The 25,031-nt window shown below is 46.9% G+C and carries 27 protein-coding genes; 9 read left to right on the top strand and 18 right to left on the bottom strand.

Annotated elements, in window-relative coordinates:
* Positions 1-11: 11 nt before the first annotated feature.
* Genes folD through dut form a run of 4 tightly spaced genes read right to left on the bottom strand, consistent with a single transcriptional unit; the run spans position 12 to position 3,215 of the window.
* Positions 12-869, bottom strand: a complete 858-nt coding sequence (gene folD / locus IPG41_07090; protein ID QQR54910.1) for a bifunctional methylenetetrahydrofolate dehydrogenase/methenyltetrahydrofolate cyclohydrolase FolD — start codon at positions 867-869, stop codon at positions 12-14.
* A gap of 26 nt (positions 870-895) precedes the next feature.
* Positions 896-1,492 carry a hypothetical protein gene (locus IPG41_07095; protein QQR54911.1) on the bottom strand — a complete coding sequence of 199 codons (597 nt, stop codon included), beginning with the start codon at positions 1,490-1,492 and terminating at the stop codon, positions 896-898.
* A 7-nt stretch (positions 1,493-1,499) separates the two neighbouring features.
* Positions 1,500-2,744 (bottom strand): ATP-binding protein, encoded by a 1,245-nt coding sequence (locus IPG41_07100; protein ID QQR54912.1) that lies wholly within the window; start codon positions 2,742-2,744, stop codon positions 1,500-1,502.
* A gap of 42 nt (positions 2,745-2,786) precedes the next feature.
* A complete protein-coding gene (dut, locus tag IPG41_07105) occupies positions 2,787-3,215 on the bottom strand; it encodes a dUTP diphosphatase (protein QQR54913.1) in 429 nt (142 codons plus the stop codon).
* 71 nt (positions 3,216-3,286) lie between these two features.
* Here dut and IPG41_07110 point away from each other — a divergent pair, with 71 nt between their 5' ends.
* Positions 3,287-3,898: a hypothetical protein gene (locus tag IPG41_07110; GenBank protein ID QQR54914.1), complete on the top strand. Its 612-nt coding sequence runs from the start codon at positions 3,287-3,289 to the stop codon at positions 3,896-3,898.
* A gap of 55 nt (positions 3,899-3,953) precedes the next feature.
* On the opposite strand, the gene IPG41_07115 is transcribed toward IPG41_07110, so the two are convergent.
* From IPG41_07115 to secE, 5 genes are read right to left on the bottom strand one after another with little or no spacing between them, the layout of a single operon-like run.
* Positions 3,954-4,652, bottom strand: coding sequence for a 50S ribosomal protein L1 (locus tag IPG41_07115; GenBank protein ID QQR54915.1), 699 nt, complete (start codon positions 4,650-4,652; stop codon positions 3,954-3,956).
* A gap of 56 nt (positions 4,653-4,708) precedes the next feature.
* A complete protein-coding gene (gene rplK, locus IPG41_07120) occupies positions 4,709-5,137 on the bottom strand; it encodes a 50S ribosomal protein L11 (protein ID QQR54916.1) in 429 nt (142 codons plus the stop codon).
* 23 nt (positions 5,138-5,160) lie between these two features.
* Positions 5,161-5,784 (bottom strand): hypothetical protein, encoded by a 624-nt coding sequence (locus tag IPG41_07125; GenBank protein ID QQR54917.1) that lies wholly within the window; start codon positions 5,782-5,784, stop codon positions 5,161-5,163.
* A 17-nt stretch (positions 5,785-5,801) separates the two neighbouring features.
* On the bottom strand, positions 5,802-6,350 hold the full coding sequence (gene nusG / locus IPG41_07130) for a transcription termination/antitermination factor NusG (protein ID QQR54918.1): 549 nt from the start codon (positions 6,348-6,350) through the stop codon (positions 5,802-5,804).
* 6 nt (positions 6,351-6,356) lie between these two features.
* Positions 6,357-6,581, bottom strand: coding sequence for a preprotein translocase subunit SecE (secE, locus tag IPG41_07135; protein ID QQR54919.1), 225 nt, complete (start codon positions 6,579-6,581; stop codon positions 6,357-6,359).
* Between the two features lie 127 nt (positions 6,582-6,708).
* Between secE and IPG41_07140 the strand changes: the two genes are divergently transcribed.
* Genes IPG41_07140 through IPG41_07155 form a run of 4 tightly spaced genes read left to right on the top strand, consistent with a single transcriptional unit; the run spans position 6,709 to position 15,646 of the window.
* A complete protein-coding gene (locus IPG41_07140; protein ID QQR54920.1) occupies positions 6,709-7,641 on the top strand; it encodes a hypothetical protein in 933 nt (310 codons plus the stop codon).
* A 3-nt stretch (positions 7,642-7,644) separates the two neighbouring features.
* Positions 7,645-8,586, top strand: a complete 942-nt coding sequence (locus IPG41_07145; GenBank protein QQR54921.1) for a hypothetical protein — start codon at positions 7,645-7,647, stop codon at positions 8,584-8,586.
* A 14-nt stretch (positions 8,587-8,600) separates the two neighbouring features.
* On the top strand, positions 8,601-13,448 hold the full coding sequence (locus IPG41_07150) for a PKD domain-containing protein (protein QQR54922.1): 4,848 nt from the start codon (positions 8,601-8,603) through the stop codon (positions 13,446-13,448).
* 2 nt (positions 13,449-13,450) lie between these two features.
* Positions 13,451-15,646 (top strand): PKD domain-containing protein, encoded by a 2,196-nt coding sequence (locus IPG41_07155; GenBank protein QQR54923.1) that lies wholly within the window; start codon positions 13,451-13,453, stop codon positions 15,644-15,646.
* On the opposite strand, the gene aspA is transcribed toward IPG41_07155, so the two are convergent.
* Genes aspA through IPG41_07185 form a run of 6 tightly spaced genes read right to left on the bottom strand, consistent with a single transcriptional unit; the run spans position 15,643 to position 20,476 of the window.
* Positions 15,643-17,001, bottom strand: a complete 1,359-nt coding sequence (aspA, locus tag IPG41_07160; protein ID QQR54924.1) for an aspartate ammonia-lyase — start codon at positions 16,999-17,001, stop codon at positions 15,643-15,645. The two genes, IPG41_07155 and aspA, sit on opposite strands and share 4 nt — an antisense overlap.
* Before the next feature lie 15 nt (positions 17,002-17,016).
* Positions 17,017-17,655 (bottom strand): RlmE family RNA methyltransferase, encoded by a 639-nt coding sequence (locus IPG41_07165; protein QQR54925.1) that lies wholly within the window; start codon positions 17,653-17,655, stop codon positions 17,017-17,019.
* 1 nt (position 17,656) lies between these two features.
* A complete protein-coding gene (gene rsmG / locus IPG41_07170) occupies positions 17,657-18,301 on the bottom strand; it encodes a 16S rRNA (guanine(527)-N(7))-methyltransferase RsmG (protein QQR54926.1) in 645 nt (214 codons plus the stop codon).
* Positions 18,249-18,758: a hypothetical protein gene (locus tag IPG41_07175; protein QQR54927.1), complete on the bottom strand. Its 510-nt coding sequence runs from the start codon at positions 18,756-18,758 to the stop codon at positions 18,249-18,251. The genes rsmG and IPG41_07175 overlap by 53 nt, the downstream gene beginning before the upstream one ends.
* 30 nt (positions 18,759-18,788) lie before the next feature.
* Positions 18,789-19,502 carry a 16S rRNA (uracil(1498)-N(3))-methyltransferase gene (locus IPG41_07180; GenBank protein QQR54928.1) on the bottom strand — a complete coding sequence of 238 codons (714 nt, stop codon included), beginning with the start codon at positions 19,500-19,502 and terminating at the stop codon, positions 18,789-18,791.
* The gene (locus IPG41_07185) at positions 19,499-20,476 is read right to left on the bottom strand and encodes a hypothetical protein (GenBank protein QQR54929.1); all 978 of its coding nucleotides are present in this window, start codon (positions 20,474-20,476) and stop codon (positions 19,499-19,501) included. The genes IPG41_07180 and IPG41_07185 overlap by 4 nt, the downstream gene beginning before the upstream one ends.
* Before the next feature lie 66 nt (positions 20,477-20,542).
* Here IPG41_07185 and IPG41_07190 point away from each other — a divergent pair, with 66 nt between their 5' ends.
* Genes IPG41_07190 through IPG41_07205 form a run of 4 tightly spaced genes read left to right on the top strand, consistent with a single transcriptional unit; the run spans position 20,543 to position 22,733 of the window.
* A complete protein-coding gene (locus tag IPG41_07190) occupies positions 20,543-21,286 on the top strand; it encodes an aminoacetone oxidase family FAD-binding enzyme (protein QQR54930.1) in 744 nt (247 codons plus the stop codon).
* Positions 21,283-21,777 carry an NAD(P)/FAD-dependent oxidoreductase gene (locus IPG41_07195; GenBank protein QQR55672.1) on the top strand — a complete coding sequence of 165 codons (495 nt, stop codon included), beginning with the start codon at positions 21,283-21,285 and terminating at the stop codon, positions 21,775-21,777. Before IPG41_07190 ends, IPG41_07195 begins: the two co-directional genes overlap by 4 nt.
* 60 nt (positions 21,778-21,837) lie before the next feature.
* A complete protein-coding gene (msrB, locus tag IPG41_07200; protein ID QQR54931.1) occupies positions 21,838-22,233 on the top strand; it encodes a peptide-methionine (R)-S-oxide reductase MsrB in 396 nt (131 codons plus the stop codon).
* Positions 22,230-22,733, top strand: a complete 504-nt coding sequence (locus IPG41_07205; protein QQR54932.1) for a low affinity iron permease family protein — start codon at positions 22,230-22,232, stop codon at positions 22,731-22,733. The genes msrB and IPG41_07205 overlap by 4 nt, the downstream gene beginning before the upstream one ends.
* Here IPG41_07205 and IPG41_07210 read toward each other — a convergent pair.
* From IPG41_07210 to IPG41_07220, 3 genes are read right to left on the bottom strand one after another with little or no spacing between them, the layout of a single operon-like run.
* On the bottom strand, positions 22,624-23,394 hold the full coding sequence (locus IPG41_07210; protein QQR55671.1) for an ABC transporter permease: 771 nt from the start codon (positions 23,392-23,394) through the stop codon (positions 22,624-22,626). The two genes, IPG41_07205 and IPG41_07210, sit on opposite strands and share 110 nt — an antisense overlap.
* Entirely contained in the window at positions 23,394-24,299 is a 906-nt protein-coding gene (locus IPG41_07215; protein ID QQR54933.1) for an ABC transporter ATP-binding protein, read from the bottom strand. The genes IPG41_07210 and IPG41_07215 overlap by 1 nt, the downstream gene beginning before the upstream one ends.
* Positions 24,300-24,349: 50 nt before the next feature.
* Positions 24,350-25,027, bottom strand: a complete 678-nt coding sequence (locus IPG41_07220; protein QQR54934.1) for a response regulator transcription factor — start codon at positions 25,025-25,027, stop codon at positions 24,350-24,352.
* Positions 25,028-25,031: the final 4 nt, after the last annotated feature.

Here is a 25,031-nt window from a genome sequence, read left to right on the forward strand (position 1 = left end):
TTTAAAAGCGATCAAAGAGTAACTTGTTTGCGTGCCGCTGTCACGGTATTCATCAGCAAGCAGGCTACGGTCATGGGCCCCACGCCTCCAGGAACAGGAGTGATCATAGAGACCTTGGGTTCCACAGTTTCAAAATCCACATCTCCACACAGTTTTCCGTCTTCCGTGCGATGCATGCCCACGTCGATCACAATGGCTCCTTCTTTCACCATGTCGGCTTTCACAAAACGAGGCTTGCCCACGGCAGCGACGAGCAAATCCGCCTCACGAGTGAATTTTTCTAAATCTTTGGTTTTACTGTGGCAAATCGTCACGGTGGCGTCGCGGTTCAAAAGCATCACTCCCATGGGTTTGCCCACAATATTGCTGCGTCCAATCACTACGATGTTCATGCCGGATACATCGATCTTATAAAACTCCAAAATCTTGGTGATTCCCTTGGGTGTGCAAGGTGCCATGTTTTCAAATTCAGCGCTCAAAAACATTTTGCCCACATTATAGGCTTGGAATCCATCCACATCTTTCACGGGATCAATGGCTTTGATGATTTTTGAAACCTCCAAATGCTTGGGAATCGGCAATTGCAAAATCATGCCATGCACTTCAGGATCATGATTGAGTCGCTCAATTTCAGCGATAAGCGCATCTTGGCTGATGCTTGCAGGCAATTCCAATTTTTCACTGAGCATGCCCACTTTTTCACACGCTTCTTGCTTTTTGCGAACATAGACTTGGCTCGCAGCATTTTCACCCACAAAAATCACCACAAGTTTTGGGAAAACACCCTTCTGCTTCAGTTCCTCCACGTCGCGTTGCACTTCAGCGAGCAGAGAATCAGAAACCGCGCGTCCATCCAGGATTTGTGCCATTGGCTTTTGAGATTCGGGCCTCCATTCTAGCGGCTTAGACGACTAAGATGCAACTTCTCTTCAACAAGCCCCCACAAGCGTTGGGCAACTTCTTCAATACTTCCTTCTACGGGAACTTTCAGCCAGCCATATTTTTGGCCCAGTTCCAGATGAATTTGACGAGAGCGTTCCATGAAATCAGGGTTGCTTTCGTGGATGTGCGCCTTTTCGGCAGCATGCCCAAAACGTTCCCCATCGAGTAAAATGGCCAAATCTTCTTTTATGAGCCCTGCATTCAAAGCCTCCAGCCATTCTACTTTTGCACCTTTCACCGTGCCCCAGGCCAATCCCGTTCCCGTATAATCCTCTGCTACTACTATTTTTCCCTCCGCCAGCCAAGCCTGCAAAGTGGGTTGAAACTGATAGCGATTCAAGGTGAACCACATCTGTAACTCCTCCTCAGTGATGGTTTGAGCAGCTCCACTCCTCAAAAACTCATTTAAATAAGGTCCGGTGGGTTCTACGTCATAAACTGGATATTTCACATAAACCGCATCTCGTCCGGCAGCTTTCAATCGATCCACCAGCAACTTTGCTTGAGTGGTTTTCCCTATATTGTTGATGCCGTACAAAGTGATGAGCATACAATGATTATTGCTTTTCCATTATGACGAGGTCCCATGGTAACACGAAATCATTCTTTGTGAGAGGGTAGGAGTTCTCCGTAGGCGCAAGGATGATACCGGGCCCTATATCCAAACGGGGGTAAGCTTCTCTAAAAGCTTGAATGCCACGTGCATCGGAGCGTTTTGGGTGGCTGTCGGCCTTGATTTCAATGGGAAAGTAACGACCATCTTTTTCTAAAATGAGATCGACTTCGGATCCGGAATGGAGCCGCCAATGATACAATTTAGGGGATGTACTCATGGCGCTGCATTGCTTGTGAAGCTCCATCACCACAGCAGTTTCAAAAAGTGCCCCTAAAAGAGGATGGCTTGCAATGCTTTGAGGTGAAGAAATGGCCTGCAGGGCACAGACGAGTCCCGTATCTACGCAGTAGCCCTTAGGTTTTCGACTCAATCTTTTGATTAGATTTCCAGAAAAAGCAGGTATCTCAAACCACTGAAAACTAGCTTTAAGCAAGTCCAAATAATGTCTGGCAGTTTGAGGAGAAAGACCAAATTCTCGGCCCATCTGCGAATAGTTCACTTCTTGTGCGCTAAGTGCAGCGCTTAAAGCAACAAATCGATTGAAAAGTTGAAGATTGGATATATCCGCCATCAAGCGAACGTCACGTTCGATGTAGCTACGAATGTAAGATTGATAATAATCTGGAACCGTTTCTAGTGGAATCACTTGAGCTTCTGGGTAGAACCCCCTCCACAACTGTTCATAGAGTGTAGTTTTTTGTAGCGGGCGACTGTGTTTTGCTCTTAAAAAGGCTTCTGGATCTTTCAAGAAAGTGTCTAGCCATGGAGAAAAATCATCGTTGATTTCGTAAAAAGAAAAAGGAGGCAAATCCAAAAAAACAGCTCGTCCAGCTAGACTTTCAGAAATAGATTTCATGACACCCCACTGTTGAGAGCCAGTGATGATGTATTGACCTGGTTTACGATTCTTATCGACCCGGCGTTTAATCACAGCTAAAAGATCAGGGGCATATTGAATCTCATCTAAAATGAGTGGAGTGGGATGGTGGTCCAAAAAAAGCTCAGGATCCTGGCGAGCATTGCCAATATCAATCACAGGGTCAAAGACAATATAATCAAAGCCTGCGCCAAACTCATGATTGAGCAAGGTGCTTTTTCCCACTTGTCGCGCGCCTGAAAGAACCACCACCGGGAAGGTTTCTACTAAAAACTTCAGTCTATCTGTGATCAATCGGCGTCTGTACATACTCGAATTTTAACAGTCAGACTGTTAAATATCAAGCCAAAACTAGTCCGTACTCCCAAATCCACCCCGGCTTTCTTCACGAATACTGTCCACTTCCAACCAGTCAAACTTGTCCACTCGTACAAAGACCCCCTGAGCAATCTTTTCGCCGCGTTCCACGGTCACCGGAGCATCCGAAAAATTATAAACCTGGATTTTAAGTTCATCTTGGGGGCCGCAATAATCTCGATCAATCACCCCAAAACCATGCGGAGGAGTGAGGCCCTTCTTTTTAGGTGTGCTGCTGCGAGAAGCCACCGCCAGCATATAACCTTTAGGCACTTCTACGATCACGTTCCCCGGCACCAACTCGATTTTCCCAGGTTCTATCACCACCGTTTCCCGCGCCACCAAATCAAATCCCACACTGCCCTCGGTGGCATAAGTGGGAAGGGGAAGGCTTTTGTCGATGCGTTGGATGCGGATTTGCATGACGCAACTTTAGCATGAAGTCATCAACACTAGTCAATTGACTAAAGTAGGAAAAGATTTATAATAAAAGCATGAATCAGCTCTTACGAATAGGATTACTAGCCGCCACGACAATGACATCTGGGAGTCTGAAAGAAAGGACTCCAGCTCAAGTTGATTCTATCCATCAAGAGAATCGTAGAGAAGGGGAAGGCACCATCCCAAATTGGGTGAATGACTACCAAAAATTACTCGAGCAAGCCGTCAAACAAGAAAAAGTCAGCTCAGCAGAAGCTCCCCAAACTGAAGACGTTGATCAAGAGATCAACTTAACATTGGAACGCAATCAACGTACCAACACAGAAGAACAATTTTGGACAACAGCTTCAAAACTGGAGGAACAATTGAATCGAAAAAATTTACGCTTTGCTTTAGAAAGTGATTTTGCTCAACCTGAAAAAGGAACTCTAGTACTGAGAGATGGCGAATGGATGTATAAGCTCAGTTTACCAAATAAGGGACAGGTCAATTTAGCTTATCAATACAATGTTCTTTTTGAAGAATTTGAATGGAAAAATGGGGAATTTGAACGCAGGGATGAAAAAGTAATTCAGTCCAATTTAATAAACTTACTGGTAGAAAAAATTGCAAACGAATTTATTCAAGCCAATCCCATAAAGCCTGAAGGAGCTGTTCAAGAATAAAGAGCCCCTTTCGGAGCTCTTTGAGGGAAGCACATTCAGGCCGCATTGCGGCTTTTTATAAACTGCTGAGGGTTTCGTTCACCGTTACCTTCACAGCAGGTCCCATAGACGCACAAAGGGTGATGGTGTTGATGAAGTTTCCCTTCACGGCAGCCGGTTTCTTTTCATTCACAGCCTTGAGATAGCTAGCGATGTTTTCTTCGAGTTGTTTGGCTCCGAAAGAAGCTTTTCCCACTACATTGTGCAGATTTCCTTGCTTGTCATTGCGGAATTCCACCTGTCCTTTGATGAGATCGGCAATCACTCCGGTCACATTGGGAGTAACGGTTCCAGATTTAGGATTGGGCATGAGTCCTGCCTGACCGAGTTGGCGAGCCACCTTGGCAAGGTTCTTCATCATATCGGGAGTGGCCACAGCAACATCAAAGTCGAGCCATCCTTTCTCAATCTTTTCAACGAGTTCATTGGCACCGGCTTCAATCGCTCCTGCTTCCTTGGCTTCCTTAACCTTGTCTTCGGTCACGAAAGCCACCACACGCACCTTTTTACCGGTTCCATGAGGCAAAGCCACTGTAGAACGGATCATTTGTTCCGCTTGAGTGGGATCGATCCCCAGGTTCAAATGGATCTCGATTGAAGAATCAAACTTGGTGCTTGCGGTTTCTTTAACCAGCGCAGCCGCTTCATTAAGAGGATAAAGCTTTCCAGCTTCGATCTTTCCAAGCGCGGCTTGGTACTTTTTACCGTGAGACATACTAGAGGGGTTATGGGGTGCGAACGATCTTGCGATCTCCCCCGTGAATTATTAGATTACCACTCAACCTTAACTCCCATGCTGCGAGCGGTTCCAGCCATGATTTTCATAGCGGCTTCCACATCATTGGCATTGAGGTCTTCCATCTTTTCTTTAGCAATTTCTTCGAGTTGAGCGCGAGTGATGGTTCCAACCTTATCCTTGTGAGGAACAGCAGAACCCTTCTCGAGATTGATGGCTTTTTTGATCAAAATCGCAGCCGGAGCCTTCTTCATGATGAAGCTGAAGCTTCGATCTTCATAAATCGTGATGATACAAGGAACAATTGTGTCCCCGAGAGGTCGGGTTTTTTCATTGAATTCCTGGCAAAAACCTTGCAAATTCACTCCGTGTGGACCGAGAGCGGTTCCGACTGGAGGTGCTGGGTTTGCCTTTCCTGCAGGGATTTGCAGTTTGACAATCGCGTTGATCTTTTTAGGAGCCATAGTCGTTTTAAAGCCTGCAAACTCTACTGAAGACTCTTTAGGATGTCAAATAGTTTTTTCATCTTTTCATGTTCCGTTTGTGCGTACTCAAAACCATAAATGCGCTTCCCATACAAAGCGACCATGTGCACGGTCTTCACTTTACTCTTATGATTGAAGTAAAACGAAGCATCTCCATACATGTTGACTTCATTCACGGTTCCCAGGTCGGGAAGAGCTTTAGCGGCTTCGCGCAAAGTCAAATAAGCCTGAAAAGATCCGGTATCGGTCGGATAAACGATTTCATAAAAACTGCCCACATAGCGTTCTCCATCAAAAAAATTGAGTTGTGAAAGCTGGGACTGACTGGCATCGCTGAAGGGAATAATCTGAAAAATCAAGCCTGAAAAAAGAGCTTCTTTCACCACTGGAAGCGTAAAGCCCGCCTGGGTGAGCAAATCTCCAGTGATCCATGAAGGACTTTTTTCTTCTTGCAGTTCCACTTCTTCCTCCACAGGTTCCGTGTCCAGTGGCTCGGGGATTTCTTCCACGGTTTGATTCTCTTCCACCGCAGGGTCTTCACCCAAATAATCATGAAAAAGCACATCCACCGTCGCCAGCACCACGACTAGGGAAAGAAGCAGAGAAAATACGGTGAATTTTTGCATAGAACGAGGTGAGAAGCTTATTTCTTCTTAACCTGATCAAAGTCGAGTTCCACAGGCGTTTCACGTCCGAAAATCGTGATCATCACTTTCACTTTACCCTTTTCATCATCAATGGTGTTGACCACTCCTTCATAACCTGCAAAAGGTCCATCCAAAACCATGACCAAATCGGTCTTGGAAAGGCTAATTTTAAACTTGGGAGCATTGTCATCTTCCAAATAACGAGAAATCACACCAAACTCTTCGGCAGAAACAGGAACAGGGATGGTTCCGCTGCCCACAAAGCCGGTCACGTTGGGAGTGTTACGAACCACATACCAAGATTCGTCATCCACCATCATATCCACCAGTACATAACCAGGGAAAAGGCGTTTTTTTTCAGTTTTCGGCTTTCCTTTTTTCACTACAATTTGAGTTTCTTTAGGCACAATCACATCAAAAATCTTATCTTGCATGTTCATGGATTCGATACGCTGCAAAAGCGCCTCTCGAACCGCATCTTCATACCCGCTATAAGTATGGATGACATACCAGTGACGACCGGTGTTTTTAGCCTGTTTAGCCATAAAAAATTAGGAAGAAAATTGTTCAAGAACCCATTGATAAAGAGCGCTGAGACCGAAGTCGTAAGCGCCGAGCACAAGGGCGAAAAGAAGGGAAACGGCCACTACGATGCCCGTAAGGAGAGCGGCTTGTTCTTTGGTGGGCCAGGTGACCTTGCCAAATTCCTCAAAAGCTCCGACAAAGTAAGCCACAATGGGGTTCTTTGATTCGGAAGCGGATTTTTTTGCGTCCATAGTAACGTGAGTTATGCCAAAAAAGCCTTGGGGCTTCATGACAAGTTCCATTAAACAGCAAATGGAGCATAAAAAGCAAGTGCTTTCTTTCCTGTTTTGTGCTAAAATAATAAGAATAAATAAACGTATGGCCTTCAAAATAGGTAAAAAACACCTTTGCAGCTTCTTGCTTTCGGTCGTGCTCGCCCTAGTCTTGAACCTTACGCTGGGGGCCCTGCCCACCGCTTTTGCCAGCAGCTTTCTGCCTCTTCCTGGCACCGAAGGTTTGAACATTGCCACGCCTGAAGGAAACACGGCCATAGAAAAACTGGAAAACTTTTTAGGCCCCTTCGCTCGCAATTTGCGCATCATTTTAGGGGGACTCGCCGTACTTTTCATTGTAGTTTCAGGGTTCACAATGGTGGTTTCCGGCGACAACGAAGAAACTGCAAAAACGCAAAGAAAATCCATTGTTTACGGCTGCATCGGCCTCATGATGATCAGCATTGCCGGGCCCATCGCAGAGGTTTTTGACTACCGACAGGGCAATTTCATCAGCGATCCCTCGGACTTCACGGAGCGGGTCCGAATTTTTGACAATGTCACTCAACTCATCATCACTTTCCTCAAATATCTTTTAGGAGGACTCGCCACGCTCATGGCCGTTCGGGCGGGAGCCATGCTCGTGATGTCAGGGGACAATGACGACGACGTGAGTAAGGCAAAAAAACAACTCACGCTCAGTCTAGCGGGTTTGATGCTCATTTTCGTTTCCAATTTGGTGATCCGTCGTATTTTCTATGTTGCCACTTACAGCACCAATGCCGAAGCCACCATCGTGCAACTGGACCAAAACGAATTCATTCGCCAACTCGTGGCTGTCACCAATTTGATGATCAGTTTCTTAGGCCCCATCATGATGCTGGGCATTGTGATTGGAGGCTTCCTTTACGTGACTTCTCAAGGGGAAGAAGAAAAGACGGGTCTCGCCAAAAAAATCATCACCAATTCCATCATTGGAATCGTCATTATTTATGGAGCTTTTGCCCTTGTTTCAACTCTTATTGCAGGTCAATTCTAATTCATGAAAAAAATCCTCTTCACTTTCGCCCTCGCTGTGCTCGCCTCCACCGCACCCCATGTGGCAGCCACGAGCATTCAATTCCAAGAAATTTTGGATGATTTTCAAGAAGACGTAGCCAGCGAAAGTCAAGATGTGCAAGAAGGAGCAGAAGGCATCACCTTGCCCAATTTCAGTGAAGATGCTGAGGAAGGGGCCGACATCATTGTGTTGACCATCCGCCGTTTTTTGGACTTTTTTAAACTGATTGTGGCTCCTTTTGCCGTGCTGTTCGCCGTCATCATGGGGGTACGCATGGTCTCTGCAGGTCAAGAAAATGAAGAAGTGGCAGGACAAGCAAAAAATTTCATCCGCTACGCCTTGGAAGGTCTCATCATTATTTTTATGTCCGATTCCATTGTGAATGTGATGTTTGGCGCCGAAGGAGAAGTCTTCAGAGAAGGACAAGCGGGAGTGCAAGAGTTTGCAACGCGCAGCAGCAATCTTTTTAAAGGGATTTATACTTTGGTTCAAACCGTCATCGCCTCCATTGCCGTCTTTGTACTGGTCATGGCCGGGATGCGTTACGTGGTGGGTTCCACCAGTGACGACCAAATCGGTAAAGCCAAAAATCAGATCAAATGGGCCTTTGTGGGTCTTTTTGTGATTGGGATTTCTGAATTTGTGGTCAAAGATATCCTCTTTGAAAACTATGGACAAACTCTGGGAATCGAATCCGCCAAAGAACTCTTTGTGGATCTCACCAATTTTGTTTCAGGCACTTTGGGAACCTTGGCTTTCGTCATGCTCATTTACGCAGGTTTTTTATACCTCACCGCTTCTCAAAACGAGGACAATGCCGCTAAAGCCAAGAAGATCATTTTTGCCGCTTTGATTGGAATTGTGATCGCCATTTCGGCCTTTGCCATCACAAACACCTTTGTGGAGCTTGATGCTTCCCGATAACTCTCTATAATACTATGGAAAGAATCCTCGCCATGACTTTAAAACCTCGTACCTTTCTCGCGACCCTGCTCCTCTTGAGCGGTCTCCTAACGGCCGTTCCGGTGGCTCAAGCCATCAGCGTTCCCATTGGGGATCAAGACTTGGAACAAGGGGATTTACAACCTGAAGATTGTGCCAATTTGGATGAAAGCTTAGCGGGTGCATTTGGCTGTGACACCAGCGATACCGTCACCGATTTTGTGGACTTCACCGGGGAATTGGAAGGACCCGATGCCGCCGGTTACGACGAAGCTCTCACCGAAAACACCAATGCGCGCGATTTCATTCAATCCGTCGTCAACTTTGCACTTTCTTTTGTGGGACTGATTTGTGTGGTCACCGTCATTTACGGAGGTCTCTTGTATGTGACCAGCCGTGGGGACGAAGAGCAAACCTCCAAAGCCAAAAAAGCCATCACTTATTCAGTGATTGGAATTGTGATCATCATGGGGTCCTTTGCCTTTGTGAACACCATTTTGCAGGTGGGCGGCGGGGGAAGCACAGGAGACGGCAACGGCACGGCTTTGAATGGAGAGACCATCAATGAATCGGGCGCCGCCTTCGACGTGAAAGACGTGCTCGACGAAATCGAACAAATCACCGAAGAATATGTGGAAGCCTATCAAACCTTGCTCGCAGTGAATAAAGAAGTGTCCTCGATGCAAGCCTTAGAAATGCCCGTAGTGGTGGAAGTGACAGAAAGGGAAAGAAGTTTAGGAGGAGTGATCGACTTCACCACCGAATATTTTACCGGTGAAGACGACGATTTCGCCGACACCTATACGGTTTTGGAAGAAGCGAGAGTGGATGCTTACACCACCAGCCTCGCTCGTGCCGCTCAAAACATCATGTCCGAAACCGATGCCCTGAGTGACACTTATGAAGACGCTTATCAATTGTATCAATATTTGCAATACGGCAGCCGAAATTTTGTGGCAGACGGTGACCCTGAGGCAGAGGCGTGTAACACGCTGAGTTTCAACGTTCGCGATAGAGAAGTGAATGGGAATTTGGGCTGGACCCGAACCGATGCCGAGGTGCAAGTGGTGGATCCTTACATTTGCAACTACATTGCCGCCATTTTGCAAAGCGCGGAATCCGACTACTTAGAAGTGATTGGAGATTCAGGTGTGGGGCTCATCGGTCGCTTTGAAGAATTGAAAGCGCTTTTCGACGTCAGTGAAAATGCAAGCGGTTCCAATCTCACCGGCATTGTGATGGCTTTGTCCAACGCACAAACCGCTTTGACCAATGCAAAAACCGTGATCAGCAACAGCACTATTCAAGAGATCCAATACGCTATGAACGAGCTTTATGAATTGGTGAAAAATGTCGAATTCGTTCAAGTGAGACTCACCGCTACGGTGGTGGAGGGCAATGCGCCTTTGTTGGTGCGTTTTGATATTTTGGGTACGGAAGATCCCAGCGGAAACACAGTGGAAGATGCTCAAATTCAATGGGATTTGGATGGAAATGGAGTTTATGACGAAGCCGCAGTGGGTGAAGATTTAGGCGCAGATTCCATCAGTTACATTTTTGATCAAGCAGGCACTTATAGAGTCAAAGTACGGGTGCTCAGTTCAGAACCCGACATTGCAGCAGGAGTTTCCACAGTGAGCATTCGAGTGCAGCCCGCAAAATCCCTCATCGTCATCAACGCCACAGTCGGTTCCAATGGCCCTCAAGCCATCGCCAACTTCATTCAGTCGCCAGCCATCAATAAGCCCAAGTTCAAAGTCACGGCCTCGGAAGCCTCCTCAGAAGCAGGGATTTTATTCGACGCCTCAGAAAGCACTGATGGAGAAGGAAACGTGTCTGGAATTCGCTATTATGAATGGGACTTTGGGGACAATGAAACAGAAGCCGGCAATTTTGAGCAAGCGGCCACCATTCGTCATTTCTATGCTCAAGAAGGAGTCTATGACGTGTCGCTGACCGTCACCGATCAAGATGGCGTGAAAGACAGCAAATACTTTAAACTTTACGTTGCCACCCCTGCAGCTCGCATCAATGCGTCTCCGGCCCTGGGCATCGCAGGCACGACCTTCACCTTAGATGGATCTTCCTCCACCGCGGATGTCGGTTCGATTCGAAACTATCAATGGTCAGTGAGCAAGCAAGGAGGCGCCGCCATAAACCTTTCTCAAAACACCGGAAGCAGCATTCAAGTCACTTTAAACGAGCCTGGAATTTATGATGTGAACCTGAACGTATCCGACACTTCCTCTAAATCGGATGCAGCCACCGCCTTCGTGGTGGTGGAATCTCAAGCTCCTGTGGTGACTTACACCTATGAAATTGAAAATGAAAATCAGCCCTCCATTGTCACTTTCGACGCTCGAAACAGTTACGATCCCGACCCCAACGACCGCTTGGAATTTTCTTGGGATTTCGGCGGCTTTGAAGGGGAGGATTACATCATTCTAGAAGAATCGGAAGATCAATCGGAAGTCACCGTTCAATTCTTAGACACCGGGGCTTACACCGTGCTGCTCACGGGTCACGATCAACACCCGCAGGCCATTCAAAAAAGCGACACAGCCACCGCCACCATTCAGGTGAATTCTATTTTGGATGTCGACCTCACAGTGAGCGGAGATGAAGCGCGGCATTTGAACCAAGATGGAGAAGCCGAAGTGGAATTCACTGCAGAAAGTGAATTCGGCTCCGCCTTTCAAATTGAATATGGAGACGGGGAAGTGGATTTTACCGACACACTCACCAATGGAAGAGCCATTTTCACTCATACTTACAAGCAAGCGGGGGTCTTTTATGTGAAACTCACCACCTACGATGACTCCGAACAGGAAGAAACCAACACCGACACTGTTCGTGTCTACATTGGCTCGGGCAACGCCCCCATTGCCGTGATTGGAATTGGAGCCGAAAACACCGACATCGGTACAGGGCCCAGTTTTGTGGGCAGCGTGAAAACAACCTTCACCTTCTCTGCAAGCAATTCTGTGAATGTGGACGGCAGCAATCAAAACCTAACTTACAGTTGGAATTTTGGAGATGGCAGCACGGCGAATCAAGCGACCGTTACCCATAAATTTACAGAAAAAGCCACCTACAACGTCACCCTCACTGTGAAAGATAAAAACGACCCCAGCATCAGTGATGAAGCCGTGGTTCCCATTCAAATTCAAGGCATTGAGCCCAAAATCCAAAGCATTTCAGTGGTTCCCGTAAGCACCACCGAACTCACCACACCCCTCAAGGTCAACGTCTCGGTTACTGCTTCTGATGACGATGGAAAAATCACTTACATAAGAGGCTGGTATTACGACTTGGACGATTCCGCCACTCCACTCGGAACCGTGATTTCAGAATCCGGAAACTTCACTCTCACGCTCAACACCAACGGAGAAGAAGGTGAAAATAAAGAATACGGTTTTGCCGTGGAAGTCACCGACAACGACAACCAAACAGTGTCCAGTTTTGATCAACTCGATCCCGCAGACATCCCCACGCTTTCTGTCATCAACGGGCCCAACGACAGTCCCGTAGCCTCTTTTTCAGTGGATAAATCTTCTCGTTACGTGGGGGAAGAAGTCACCTTTTCAAGCCTTTCTTACGACCCCGATGGAGAAATCGTGACCTACTGGTGGGACATTGAAGGCGATGGATTTTACAACAATGAGCCGACCCAAGTCAGCTCCTACACTTATGAATTTTCTCAAGTGCACAGTGAAGGCATCCCCGTGCGCTTAAAAGTGGAAGACAGTGCGGGCGCTACGGCTGAATCCGAACCCGTGATGATTTATGTGGACTCTTTGGCAGAAGATCCTGATGCCAAGTTTTTAACCGACATCGATGGCACTTATGTTCAGTTCCGTAACAATTCTTTTGTCGACAGTGAAAACGGCGCAGAACTCGCCGGCACGTATTGGGATTTTGACCTGCAAAACGACAGCGATGGCAATGGAGTCAAAGACGACGACTTCGATTCTTTTGAAGAAAATCCCACATACAATTACGAAGAATTCGGTGTTTATAAAGTCAAAATGACCGTGGTGGACACCGTTGGACAAAGCGACACCGTGACGCAAGACATTGAAGTCAAAGAAACCGCCGCACCCGTGGCTGCCTTCACCTTCACCGTAGATGAAAAAAACGTTACTTTTAGGAACACCAGCACCGTGGACACCGAACATGGAGTGGACGTGCGCACTTACGCCTGGGATTTCGACACCACTCTAGATTCCAATGGCGATTCAGAAACGGACAATGACACTGATGCAGAATTGAAAAACCCAAGCCACGAATACGCGGATTACGGCACTTATGAAGTGACCCTCACCGTGGTGGATACCTATGGAAAAATCGACACGGTCACTCAAACGGTGGAAATTGAAAATCCCATTCAAGCCTTGAATGCCATCTTAAGCAGCGTGCCTCAAGCCAATTCTTTGTCTCAAATTCTATTGAGGCAAGATGGCCAAGAAGTCAGTTTCTATTTTGGAGCCGAAGGGGGCAGTGAAGACTATCATTTCAGCTTGGATAAAAACATTTTTTACGACAGCAACGCGGATGGAATACGCGACAACGACGAAGATTACAGCTCTTCTTCACCGGGTTCTTGGAAAACTCCTTTCTTCATTTCTTACGGACAAATCGTGACCAAACTCACCGTAACCGACAATGAAACCGGCGACAGAGACATCAGCACCCTTCAAGTGGTCTTTGAAGGACACTTGGGAAGTGCTAATCTGTTCAATGCCACGCCCAAACAAATGGCACTGCTCATCTTGAGCGCCGCACTCACGGCTGCACTTGGAGTGAGCATGGCCTTTCGTTACAAACCTTTACCACGCCGCTAATTATGGATGTCACGCCCAATCCAATTCCAGAAAACAATCCAAATTTGGAAATGAAACCGAGTCCTGAGCCTGTGCCAAATGCTCCGTCACCTTTGCAAAATCCAGCGCCTCTGCAAAATTCCGCCTCTTTGCCCAATCCTGCTCCCAAAAAAACTCTGACTCCCGAAGAAAAAAAAGTCCAGCGCCAGGCCACGTTAAAACGCTTGGCCACGGTTTCAGTCGCCCTTTATGTCTTTCTTTTGTTGTTGATTTTTGCCTGGGGCACCTTCACCGCAGGGGTAGAACTCACGGTTTTTGATTACCTGCCGCTCAGCCAGAACACCTTCAGTGGAGCCTTGATGACTTTGTTTCATATTCTCTTAGGAGCCAGCGTTTTTATTTTGTTCTTCTACAGTTTAGTGGCTCTCCTTAAGTCCATGTTCACCAAAAAAGAAGAGGTGGAAAAAAAGAAAAAAGCGTCTCGAAAAGCATTGCTCGGAGGCTTGACCTTTCTCCTGTTTGCAGCCGCTTGGTTGGCGGGCATTTGGTATTTGGGGCCTCGTTTGGTGCTTACCGATCTTTACGAGTCTCCCATCAAAACCATTCCCACTCAAACGCTGGGTTTGACTTCTCCCGTTGAAATTCGTTTCGATGCCAGTGGAATTCCGGTGGACACCAAGCTTTATAGAATTCTTTCTTACACCTGGGATTTTGGAGATGGAGCCACGGCCAATGGAGTCAGCACTGCACACACTTACACGCAAAAAGCCACTGGAAACGGAATTTACACCGTGCTTCTTTCCGTGCGTTATGCCGATCTGAGCACGGGTGAACAATTTGAAGACACTTTCAAAACCACCGTGGCCATTGCCAATGAAAAGACAGCCGCCTATTTCACGGCCAATCCTGAAGCAGGGGAATTGCCCTTGAAAGTGCATTTCGACGCCACCAGTTCTTATGATCCCGACGGGGAAATTGTGGCCTACGAATGGGATTTCGACAACGACGGAAGTTTTGATGATGGAGAAGGAGAAGAAATCGATCACACCTTCACTCAAGAAGGGGACTACCTCGTGTCTTTGCGCGTCACCGACAACAGTGGTGAATACAACACGGCCAGTCTCACCATTGAAGCGGGAAGCATTGGAGGCTTGCGTGCCGTCATCACCACCAACGTCGCAGAAGGGGAAGCCTACTACTTGGACGAAGAATATAAATTCGATGGCTCTCTTTCACAAATTGGAGAAGGGAAAATCACTCAATACAGCTGGGATTTTGGAGATGGCAGTGTTGCCGTAAAGACGCGTTCCGTCAATCACCGTTTTGAAGCAGTGGGAGTTTATACGGTGGTGCTCACCGTGACCGATCCCGAAGGCAACAGCGATGAAAGCACGCTCGAAGTTCGGGTGGTGGAAGAAGGCTCCGCTCCCGAGGCAAAAATTTCTACGCTTCCAGCTTTAGAAAATAGAGCCGTTACGGGTCCGGTTCCTTTAGAAGTTCGTTTTGATGCCACTGCTTCTTTCGATGAAGAAAACGACATCGTGGACTATGAATGGGATTTCGACAACGATGGAACGGTAGATGACACTGGGGACACCGCTACCCACACGTATCAAGTAGAAGGCTCTTTTGAAGCCCGCCTCATCACCACCGACTCGGTTGGGAATGTGGACGAAGCCCTCGTGCCCATTGAAGTGACAGCTCAAGGACTCATCGCTCGTCTCGAAATCGATCAAAGCAATGGAGAAGTGCCGCTCACCGTTGAATTCGACGCCAGCGCATCGACCTACAAAGAAGGCAACATTGTCTCTTATGAATACGATTTTGGGGATGGAAGTGACAGCTACATTGGAGGCTCCAGCGTCACATATCGTTACAATGCCGTGGGTACTTTCACCGCCAGCGTCACCGTGATCGCGAGCGACGGAAAAAGAGGCAGCACCAGCGTTCAAATTGTCGTTCGTCCTGTGGCTTTGACGGCTTGTTTCACCGTGAACACCGATTCCGGACAAGCACCCCTCTTCGTTTCTGTGGATCCTTCCTGTTCGGAGGGCACCGTGGATTCCTATCATTGGGATTTTGGCGACGGGGAAATCAGTTTTGACCGCAAACCCGAAACCCACACCTATTCCACTCCCGGCACCTACACCATCACTTTAGAAGTGACCAGTGCAGAAGGAATCGTCAGCGTCTTTGAAAATGAAATCACCGTGCGCTAAGTTCGATTGGGGTGGACCAAATTTTCTAAAGCGATGAGCTTCTTGTATTTTTCAGGAACTTTTTTCACAAAAGGGATTTTTTTAGCTTTGGATTCTTTCACCCACTCCGCCACTTCATGATAACCGAGCACGGGCGCCAAGGCTGTGGCCATCGCCGTACTGTTTTCCAAAACGATCTTCATTTGAGATGCGTTGGCCTCAATTCCTTCAATACAATGTTCGCGCAAAATTTGAAAACCCTGTGTCATGATTTCAATGGCATGCAAAAGATCGAACATGATGAGCGGTGTGTACCAATTGAGTTCCAATTGACCGCGCTGTGCAGCCAGCGCAATGGCATGATCCATGGCCATGCTTTGCACGCAGATCATGCTCACACATTCTAAAACCGAAGGATTCACTTTTCCTGGCATGATAGAAGACCCAGGCTCCACTTCAGGCAGTTGAATTTCTGCAAAAGCCCCACTGGAGAGCAGGCGTAAATCATCGCTCATGCGTAAAACTTCACTGGCGAGCCCTCGCAAAGCTCCAGAAACAGAAGCAAAAACCGCCATGCTGTTGTTGTTCTCAAAAGGATTCAAAGCTTGAAACTCAATGTCCAAACGTCGACTCAAATTTTTACGCATTTTTTCAGTAAATTTTGGATGAGTGTTGATGCCACTTCCTGTAGCAGTGGCCCCAATGCCGGTGTAGGTCAATTCTTCGGCTGCAAAATCCAAACGCTCCAAAGCATGTTCCAGAGCACTGGCATAGGATTTGAATTCTTGGCCCAGCGTTACGGGCACGGCATCCTGCAAATGAGTGCGGCCCACTTTCAAGATTTTTTCAAATTTCTTTGCTTTCTTTTCCAAAGCTTCAATCAAATCCAAACCACTCACCACCAGTCCTCCCAAATCCATCAGGGCTGCGAGCCGAATGGCCGTGGGAATCACATCGTTGGACGATTGACTCATGTTCACGTGATTGTTGGGGTGCACCCGCTTGTATTCCCCCTTTTTTCCACCCAAAAGTTCACTGGCTCGATTGGCTAAAATTTCATTCAAATTCATATTGAAAGGGGTGCCAGCTCCCGCTTGATAAACATCCAACTGAAAATCTGCATCGAATTTTCCATCTAAAAATTCTTCTCCTGCTTGAACAATGGCCGCCGCACTTTTTTTAGGCAGATGACCCAACGCCGCATTCACTTCCGCCGCTGCCATTTTAATGAGAGCCAAGCTGACACGAAAAGAATCGGGCGCTTTGAGATTTGAAATTTTAAAATTGGCTAAGGCCCGCGCAGTGAAACTCCCCCCATAACTCTCTGAAGGGACCTGAACAGAACCCAATGCATCGATTTCAGTACGAGTTTTCATGAGAAGGAGGAAAGTTTAAAAGAGATTTTCTTCAGGCTTAGTTTTACCTAAAAATCCTTGCGCGACAATATAGGTTTCATAGCTTCGGTCGCGACAAGCTTCGGGTTTAAAAACATTCACCGTTCTAAAATGACGTTTCACTTTTCGCAAAACGCGTTGAAACTCACTGCCTTCAAAAATCTTTCCAACAAAATAGCCGCCTGGTTTTAAAATCTGTATAGCCAAGTAAGCCGCTTGATCGGTGAGTTCCGCCGAAAGTCCGGTGTCCATGTCTTTCACACCACTGGTTTTTGGAGCTAAATCGCTGGTCACGCCATCGACTTTCTGAAACCCATTCTTTTCAAGGGTTTCAAAAAAAACTTCTTTCTCAAAAATGTCCCCTTGCGCGGTTTTCATGTTGGCTTGAGGGAAAGTTTCCATTGCCTGCAAATCCACTCCCAATACCTGCCCTTGCATTCCAACGAGTTCGGCAATCACTTGCATGAAACTGCCCGGAGCTGCTCCTAAATCCACCACCATTTGTCCAGGTTTAATCAGATGAAATTTCTTTTGTATATCTAAAAGTTTAAAAGCGCTGCGCGCTCGATAGCCCTTTTGTTTGGCGAGCAAAAAGTACTTGTCTTGAACTTGGTAAGGGTGAGGTTTTTTAGGCATCTTATAAAGGTTTAGCACTGGGAACCCCCACTCGTCGAGGGTAGGATGCAGACAAGGATTTCACTTTTTCAAAGCGTAAAATCACGCGCTCTTCAGAACCCGCAAGGGAATAGATAAAAGAATCGCGATACAGCAGCCCCAATTCCGCTTGAGCTCTTTGAGAAGTTGTCAATTCTTCCAGGTATTCAGGTCCCTTCCAAGCGTAAAGATGCCCACCAACTTTTAAAAAACTTGAGGAGTATTCCAAAAGCACCGGCAAAGCCGCTAAAGCGCGTGCCGTCACAAAATCAAAACGCTCCCGATATTTTTTTTCATGACCCAATTCTTCCAAACGTCCCACAAGCGTGCTGGCATTTTTAAGTTTCAAAGCCTCAATCATCTGCTGCACGGCTTTCATTTTTTTTTCACGAGCATCCACCAAAGTGAACTTCACCTCCGGGCAACTCACTGCCAAAGCCAACCCTGGCAATCCGCCCCCGGTGCCCACATCCATACCCTGGGCCCCTTTTTTCACCATCCAAAATTCAAGCACCGCCAGACTGTCGGGCAAATGCTTCTCCCCAATCTTCAATCGATCTCCCGCTGAAAACAGATTAAGCTCCTGGCTCTTCTGTTCCAATAGGCTCTGGAGTAGGGGAAGGTTCATGGGGTTCAGAAACGGGTTCAAGGGGCTCTTCATTTTCAATGCCTTCAGGATTCTCAAGGGGTTCTTCCGCAAGGGGTTCTTCCACCGCAGGCTCGCCCTGCAAAGTCAGCTCAATGGAAGCCGAAGCCGTCTCGGTGGTCGTAGGGTCAAAAACAGTAGCGGTCACTTCACAAGCCGCCCCTGTAGGTAAATCTTTCATCAGAGTCAAAGGAAGTTTGTGCACGGTAGAAACAGGACTATCCTCGTCCACAATCGGCAAAAGTTCCAAGGGTTCAGCCCCGTCACAGCTCACTTTGGAGATGTAAGCCAAGGTGGGCTGACTCACCACAAAGTCCAAGGTGCTGACTGCAGGATCCACCACCGAGCCTGGGGCATTGGTGAAGGTGAGGGTATAAGGTGCAACTAAAGAACAGCCGGCGCTGAGCAGCAAAGCGGCAAAGGAAAGAGTCTTTTTCATGGCGTTTTAAAAGGATTCAAGAAGACGATACTAGCGGTATTGAACCAATGCAAGAGCTGCGATCACCGCCGTTTCCATGCGCAGCACCGTTTCTCCCAATAAAAACACTCGAGCATCCTTTGCTCTTAAAGCAGAGAGTTCCTCAGAACTGAGTCCGCCTTCAGGACCAATGAAAAGATTCACATCTTCTGCATTTGAGGGTAAAAGAGCAGCCAAAGGCCCATCGTAGTCCCACGCATCACCCACCAAGCTTGTGCCTTTAGGAAAGTTCATGAGCAAATCTTTAAAAGAAAGCAGTCCATGCAAGTGAGGCAAATGATTGCGCTCGCATTGTTCTGCCGCTTCTTTCATAATGGCAAGCAAACGGTCATTTTTACGCAATTCATGCACTTGAGTGCGTTCGGTTTCGAGTGGAATCAGCTCGGTGACGCCCATTTCGCTGGCTTTTTCAACGATCCATTCAAAGGTGGACGGTTTTTTTGAAAGAGCCACATACAAACGCAGCGCTCGTTTAGGCGCAGTCACTCGCTCACGCGCTTCGATTCTAAACATGGCTTCCTTGGAGTGAAATTCTTCTAAAACAGCTTTGGCTTTGCCCCCGCGATTGTCTAAAAGCACGCAAGTATCCCCTTTGCGAAAACGCAGTACATCCTTCATTTGATGTAAAAGATTTTTTTCAGTGATATGAACTGAAGGGGCGCTCAAATCTGCATCCAAAAAAAAGTGTTGAATTTGTCGCATCATTGAAAGTGGTGACGTTCTTGCGGAGTCATATAAGGCATTTCCAGTGCTTCAAACATTTCTTCCTCCGTTTTGCCAGCAAGTTTTTCTTCCCCCTGATACACGCCATATTCATTGATTTTGAGGCCTCGTTTCAAAGCCAAAGTGCGCACATGGATATTGAATTGCTTGGGGCCGGTGAAATAAAAAAGAGCCGCTCCAAAACTGTCTTCATCCACCACGCGAAAATCCACCTGAAGGTTGCCATGAATCACCACGCTGGATTTGGTTTCCCCTTCGGCAAGCACAGTTTGAACTTTAGGGTAAGCAATGAAATACTTCATAAGTGCTGCAACCGTTTCAGTACTCATATTTTTCCCTCCGGTAGCCAAAAGATCCAAATCGCCAATGGTGCTTTGCCCTCTTCGCAAACTGCCCGCATAAACCACTTCTTTAATGAGAAGATTTTTTCGCAAATAACTCAAATAGGCTTCGGCCTCCGGCAAAGCCACTTCATGAGGAGTGCGTGTCTTACTTTGAGTGTTTTCATTCAACGCCACCAAAATGGCGGACTGACTTTTTTCACCCATCCCTGGCAGAGTCGCCAGGGCACCGCTTTCGGCGGCACTGCGGAGTTGCTCCAAACTTTGAATGCCCAATTGCTCATAAAAGAGCTTCACTTTTTTAGGACCGATGCCGCGCACTCGCAAAATGTCCAAAATGCCCGGAGACAGTTTTTTCATGAGTCGTTCATGCATTTCACAGTGCCCGGTTTCTAAAATTTCCACGATTTTTGCATGCAAATCTTTGCCAATGCCAGGAATTTCCTCTAAATCTGCATCGCGATTTTTATGCATTTCTTTCAGGTCACTCAGCCCCCGAATGACTTCTGCTGCTCGGCGATAGGCTCGCACGCGAAACACATTTTCCCCAAGCACGTCGAGCATGTCGGCGATCTCTTCAAAAATTTGAACAATGTGATCGTTTGCAAGAGACATGAATCCAGCTAAGTCACATTCAGTATAGAAGCTTTCTTTTTCTTAAGGAACCCCTAAAATACAAACATGGACATTCTTGTGATTGGAGGAGGGGCAGCCGGCATGATGGCCGCAGTGGAGGCTGTGCAAAATCCTCAGGCCAAAGTGATGCTCATCGAAAAAAATCCAGGCCTCGGACACAAAGTGCTCATTTCGGGTGGAGGTCGCTGCAACGTGACCACCGGTTTTCACGATCTTCGAGCTCTTGTTCAACGCTATCCACGTGGAGGAAAATTCTTGCAATCGGCTTTTTATCGTTTTTCACCTCAGGCTGTGATGGATTGGTTTGAGACCCACGACGTGCCCTTAAAAGTGGAGGCAGACGGACGCGTTTTTCCTCAATCCGACAATGGCAAGGATGTGCTGGGCGCTCTCGAAAAATCCCTTCAAGCAAAGGGAGCAAAAATTCTGCTGCGAAAAGAAGTCGCCTCCATTCAAAAAGAGAGGCGTTTTCTCGTAACTCTCAAGTCCGGCGAAAGCTTCGAAGTGGACAAAGTCATTCTCACAACCGGTGGACAGGCCTATCGACACACGGGTTCCACAGGGGACGGCTATAGCTTTGCCGAAAGCTTGGGACATCACATCACACCGCTCGCTCCCAGCCTCAACTCTTTCATTGTGAAAGAAAATGGCCTCGTGAATTGGCGGGAGTTTCCCTCAAAAAAGTTCAGCTCAAAATCAAAACGAAGCAAAAATATGAATGGACGGGACCCATCCTCTTCACTCATAGAGGCATCACGGGGCCAGCTGTTTTTGCGCTTTCTTCCATGATCGCTTTTGAAAATTACAGTGAAAAAGAACCGCTACTCCTACTCTTAGATTTTTGCCCGGACACCAAGGCCAATGTGCTGGAAGAAGAGCTAACGAAAGAACTCAAAGAAAACCCAAAAAAACAATTCAACAATCTGCTCGCTCGCTTCGTTCCTCGCTCGCTCGCCTTAAAACTCTGCGAAGCTCTGGCCCTCCCCGAAGAAAAAATCAGTGCCGAACTCAGCAAAAAAGATTTTCACCGAACACTTGAACTGCTTAAAAATTGCCCCATACAACTCATCGGGCGTGCCGCCGGGGAAGAATTCGTCACTGCCGGGGGAGTGGACACCGATGAAGTCGATCCTCGCAGCATGGAATCCAAAATCTGTCCCGACCTTTATTTTGCCGGAGAAATTTTAAACGTGGATGGCTTCACGGGCGGTTTCAATTTACAAGCCGCTTGGGCCACCGGACATCTGGCAGGGGTCAGCGCCGCAGAACTCAAGGCTTGAAGCTTCTTGTTTTGCAAAGGCCATAAGGTGGTTTATAATGAAATTCGTCTATTCCACTCCATGCCTCCATTCAATAAGGAAGAGCTCAAAGCCCGTCTGACCGCCGAGCAATATCGAGTGACCCAAGAAAAAGGCACCGAAGCTCCTTTTACAGGTGAATACGACCGAGTTTTCACGCCTGGTACTTATCAATGTGTGGTTTGTGGAAGCCCTCTTTTTGTTTCTGACCATAAATTCGATGCTGGTTGCGGTTGGCCCAGTTTCGACCGCAGCGCCGACAAAAACGCAGTGACTGAACACGAAGATTCCAGCCATGGCATGCGCCGAACCGAAGTCGTGTGCACTCAGTGCGGGGCTCATCTCGGTCACGTTTTCAACGATGGTCCTCGTGAAAGCACGGGCCTTCGTTACTGCATCAATTCCGCCTCGCTCAAACTTAACCCCAAAGTCCCATGAGCATCAAAGACCTTTTCCACCGTTTCTCAACCCTTGTGGCAGCAGCCACGGGTTCGCCTTTTTCTTTTATTTTAGCGGTCTTCATCATCGCCGTATGGGGCATCACGGGGCCTGCCTTTGATTTTTCAGACACCTGGCAACTGGTGATCAACACGGGCACCACCATCGTAACTTTCTTAATGGTTTTCCTCATCCAAAACACTCAAAATCGCGACGCAAGGGCTATGCATTTAAAGTTGGATGAACTCATTCGCTCCATCAAAGGGGCTCGCACAGAACTGGTAGACCTGGAAGAACTCACCGACGAAGAGTTGGATCTTTTAGAAACCGAATTCCGACGTTTGCACAATGAAAGTTATGGGCATGTGCTCAAGGACTTGCACAAAAACATCAAACTCGCAGCCCGTAACCGCGCCGCAGCAGCTCCCAATTCAAAAGGCCAAGGCCGAGGCAACAAGTCGATAAAAAAGCCAAACTCATCCACACATTCACGTCGCTGAATCCAAAAAAGCCAAAGCGAAATCCATCCACCATATAAAGAATAGGATTGAATTTCGACAAAGTTTGAAACAGGGGAGGCAAACTTTCTATGGAATAAAAAACGCCGCCAAAATAAGTGAGAGGCGTGAGGATGAAGGTCTGAAAAACGCTGATGTCGTCGAATTTGCGTGCAAAAAGGCCGTTTAAAAAGCCGGCTAAAGCAAAGAGCGTAGAGGTTAAAAACAAAAAAGCAACAATGAAAAAAGGATGCATCACCTGCACTTCCACAAAAAAGAAAGCCACGGCAAAAATCAAAACACCCACCAAAAGACCTCGCAGCATTCCACCAAAGGTATACCCGGCCAAAACGACTTCCTTCGAAGTGGGGGAGACAAGGATTTCTTCAATAGAATGTTGGAATTTACTGCCAAAAAAAGAGCTCACCACATTCGCAAAGGAACTGTTGATAACGCCCATCATCACCAGTCCCGGTAAAATAAAACTCATATAAGGCACTCCTTGCATTTCTTGGATTTGCGCCCCGATGAAAGCACCAAAAATAATGAAATACAGGCTTTGATTGATGAGAGGGGGCAACAAAGTTTGCGGCCAAATCCGCATGAAGCGCGTCACTTCTTTGCCCACGATGGTTTTGAATGCAATCCATTGAATGCTCCACATCATGATTCCATTAGGTTAAGAAAAAGTTGTTCCAATCGATTGCCTTTTCGTTCAATAGAAAGTGCCGTCATGCCTGCTTTGGAAAGCGCCTCAATTAAATCCGTAAGGGTGTCTTCTTTTTTCAGGGTCACCTCGAGTCCATTTTCTTCCGCTTCTTTCACGGAATAGGCTTTAAGTAGATCCAATTTTCTAAGCTGATCCACTTGAATGTGATACACCGACTCATCCAAAGAATGCAGCACGCTTTTCATGCTGCCATGACGAACCACTTCTCCTTTTTTAATGATCGCAACATTTTTGCACAGCTGCTCCGCTTCTTCCAAATAATGTGTGGTGAGTAAAATGGTCACGCCTTTTTTATTGAGTTCTCGCAAGTAATCCCACATGCTGCGTCGAAGTTCCACGTCCACTCCAGCCGTGGGTTCATCCAGCAATAAAAGTTCAGGTTCATGAATCAGGGCGCGTGCGATCAAAAGTCGCCGTTTCATTCCCCCAGAAAGCGTGCGGGAGGCCTGGTGGCGTTTTTCCCAAAGACCCAAAGCTTTCATCAGAACTTCAGCTCGTTTTTGAGCCTGAACTTTGGGGACTCCAAAATAGCCCCCTTGCGTCACCAAAATATCCTCTACTTTTTCAAAAATATTGAAGTTGAATTCTTGAGGAACCAAACCCACTTTCATCTTGGCCTTATTCGGTTCTTTCACAACGTTATGATCAAAAATGGACAAAGTACCGCTGCTCGGGTTCACCAAGCCCGTGAGTCCACCGATCAGCGTGGTTTTACCCGCGCCATTCGCCCCCAAAAGAGCAAAAAAATCCCCTTTCTTCACCTCAAGATCCACTCCTTTTAGAGCCTCCACTCCATTGGGGTAAACTTTTTTAAGTTGATGGATAGAAATGGCGTTCATCCCCCTCCTTATACGCCACCCACAAAGCTCCGGCAATCATTCCAGTGAAATCATTCGAGAGGTGAAAATTGATAACCCAAACAGGGAACCGTTTGAATGAGCATGGACTTGGGGTTAACTCGAAGTTTTTTCCTCAAACGACTGATGTAAACATCAATGGTGTTGGCCCCCACATAACTGCTTTTATCCCACACATAATCGATGATGCGTTCACGAGTGGTGACTTGACCCACATTTTGAAGCAACAATTCCAATAAAAAGAATTCTTTTCGCGTCAAAAAACTGCGCTTTTTTTTGTAAGAAGCCAATCGCTGACTGCGATCCAAAATAAAATCGCCAATTTGAATGCACTTGCCTTGTTCGTGCAAAGGGTTTTTCAAAAGGATGTCTTTGACGACAATGGGAATTTCGTCCACAGAAAGCGTTTCATCCAAAAAAAGACACTGTTTTAAAAAACGTTTAAGGGGAGCTGTTTGAAACACATCTTGCACCACTTTGCCCAAAAAAATAAGAGGAAGCTTAGAACTGACATTCAAAAGAAAAGGATAAATTTGGCTCCATTCTTTAGCACTCAAGGGGTCAGGAAAGAAAAGGGCATCCGTTTGAGGCTGCCAATCTTTTTCTAAACTCGAAGGCAAGCACAAAAGACTTTTGATATTATGCCGCTTCAAAGAGTCTTGCACCAAAGTGCTGTGTAAAAGTTGCGAAGTGATGATGAGCGTATGCATAAAA

This window comes from Candidatus Peregrinibacteria bacterium (genome assembly GCA_016699145.1).
In the GTDB taxonomy this organism is placed as follows: domain Bacteria; phylum Patescibacteriota; class Gracilibacteria; order UBA1369; family 2-02-FULL-48-14.

What these genes read in the sequence shown, in the direction of transcription:
- IPG41_07155 (QQR54923.1), top strand. Translation starts at nt 13,451, where the DNA reads ATGGATGTCACGCCCAATCCAATTCCAGAAAACAATCCAAATTTGGAA.
- IPG41_07095 (QQR54911.1), bottom strand. Translation starts at nt 1,492, where the DNA reads ATGCTCATCACTTTGTACGGCATCAACAATATAGGGAAAACCACTCAA.
- IPG41_07115 (QQR54915.1), bottom strand. Translation starts at nt 4,652, where the DNA reads ATGTCTCACGGTAAAAAGTACCAAGCCGCGCTTGGAAAGATCGAAGCT.
- msrB (QQR54931.1), top strand. Translation starts at nt 21,838, where the DNA reads ATGCCTCCATTCAATAAGGAAGAGCTCAAAGCCCGTCTGACCGCCGAG.
- aspA (QQR54924.1), bottom strand. Translation starts at nt 17,001, where the DNA reads ATGAAAACTCGTACTGAAATCGATGCATTGGGTTCTGTTCAGGTCCCT.
- IPG41_07185 (QQR54929.1), bottom strand. Translation starts at nt 20,476, where the DNA reads ATGTCTCTTGCAAACGATCACATTGTTCAAATTTTTGAAGAGATCGCC.
- secE (QQR54919.1), bottom strand. Translation starts at nt 6,581, where the DNA reads ATGGACGCAAAAAAATCCGCTTCCGAATCAAAGAACCCCATTGTGGCT.
- IPG41_07140 (QQR54920.1), top strand. Translation starts at nt 6,709, where the DNA reads ATGGCCTTCAAAATAGGTAAAAAACACCTTTGCAGCTTCTTGCTTTCG.
- rplK (QQR54916.1), bottom strand. Translation starts at nt 5,137, where the DNA reads ATGGCTCCTAAAAAGATCAACGCGATTGTCAAACTGCAAATCCCTGCA.
- IPG41_07145 (QQR54921.1), top strand. Translation starts at nt 7,645, where the DNA reads ATGAAAAAAATCCTCTTCACTTTCGCCCTCGCTGTGCTCGCCTCCACC.
- rsmG (QQR54926.1), bottom strand. Translation starts at nt 18,301, where the DNA reads ATGAACCTTCCCCTACTCCAGAGCCTATTGGAACAGAAGAGCCAGGAG.
- IPG41_07190 (QQR54930.1), top strand. Translation starts at nt 20,543, where the DNA reads ATGGACATTCTTGTGATTGGAGGAGGGGCAGCCGGCATGATGGCCGCA.
- IPG41_07195 (QQR55672.1), top strand. Translation starts at nt 21,283, where the DNA reads ATGATCGCTTTTGAAAATTACAGTGAAAAAGAACCGCTACTCCTACTC.
- IPG41_07125 (QQR54917.1), bottom strand. Translation starts at nt 5,784, where the DNA reads ATGCAAAAATTCACCGTATTTTCTCTGCTTCTTTCCCTAGTCGTGGTG.
- folD (QQR54910.1), bottom strand. Translation starts at nt 869, where the DNA reads ATGGCACAAATCCTGGATGGACGCGCGGTTTCTGATTCTCTGCTCGCT.
- IPG41_07180 (QQR54928.1), bottom strand. Translation starts at nt 19,502, where the DNA reads ATGATGCGACAAATTCAACACTTTTTTTTGGATGCAGATTTGAGCGCC.
- IPG41_07110 (QQR54914.1), top strand. Translation starts at nt 3,287, where the DNA reads ATGAATCAGCTCTTACGAATAGGATTACTAGCCGCCACGACAATGACA.
- IPG41_07220 (QQR54934.1), bottom strand. Translation starts at nt 25,027, where the DNA reads ATGCATACGCTCATCATCACTTCGCAACTTTTACACAGCACTTTGGTG.
- IPG41_07150 (QQR54922.1), top strand. Translation starts at nt 8,601, where the DNA reads ATGGAAAGAATCCTCGCCATGACTTTAAAACCTCGTACCTTTCTCGCG.
- dut (QQR54913.1), bottom strand. Translation starts at nt 3,215, where the DNA reads ATGCAAATCCGCATCCAACGCATCGACAAAAGCCTTCCCCTTCCCACT.
- IPG41_07215 (QQR54933.1), bottom strand. Translation starts at nt 24,299, where the DNA reads ATGAACGCCATTTCTATCCATCAACTTAAAAAAGTTTACCCCAATGGA.
- IPG41_07100 (QQR54912.1), bottom strand. Translation starts at nt 2,744, where the DNA reads ATGTACAGACGCCGATTGATCACAGATAGACTGAAGTTTTTAGTAGAA.
- nusG (QQR54918.1), bottom strand. Translation starts at nt 6,350, where the DNA reads ATGGCTAAACAGGCTAAAAACACCGGTCGTCACTGGTATGTCATCCAT.
- IPG41_07165 (QQR54925.1), bottom strand. Translation starts at nt 17,655, where the DNA reads ATGCCTAAAAAACCTCACCCTTACCAAGTTCAAGACAAGTACTTTTTG.
- IPG41_07210 (QQR55671.1), bottom strand. Translation starts at nt 23,394, where the DNA reads ATGTGGAGCATTCAATGGATTGCATTCAAAACCATCGTGGGCAAAGAA.
- IPG41_07205 (QQR54932.1), top strand. Translation starts at nt 22,230, where the DNA reads ATGAGCATCAAAGACCTTTTCCACCGTTTCTCAACCCTTGTGGCAGCA.
- IPG41_07175 (QQR54927.1), bottom strand. Translation starts at nt 18,758, where the DNA reads ATGAAAAAGACTCTTTCCTTTGCCGCTTTGCTGCTCAGCGCCGGCTGT.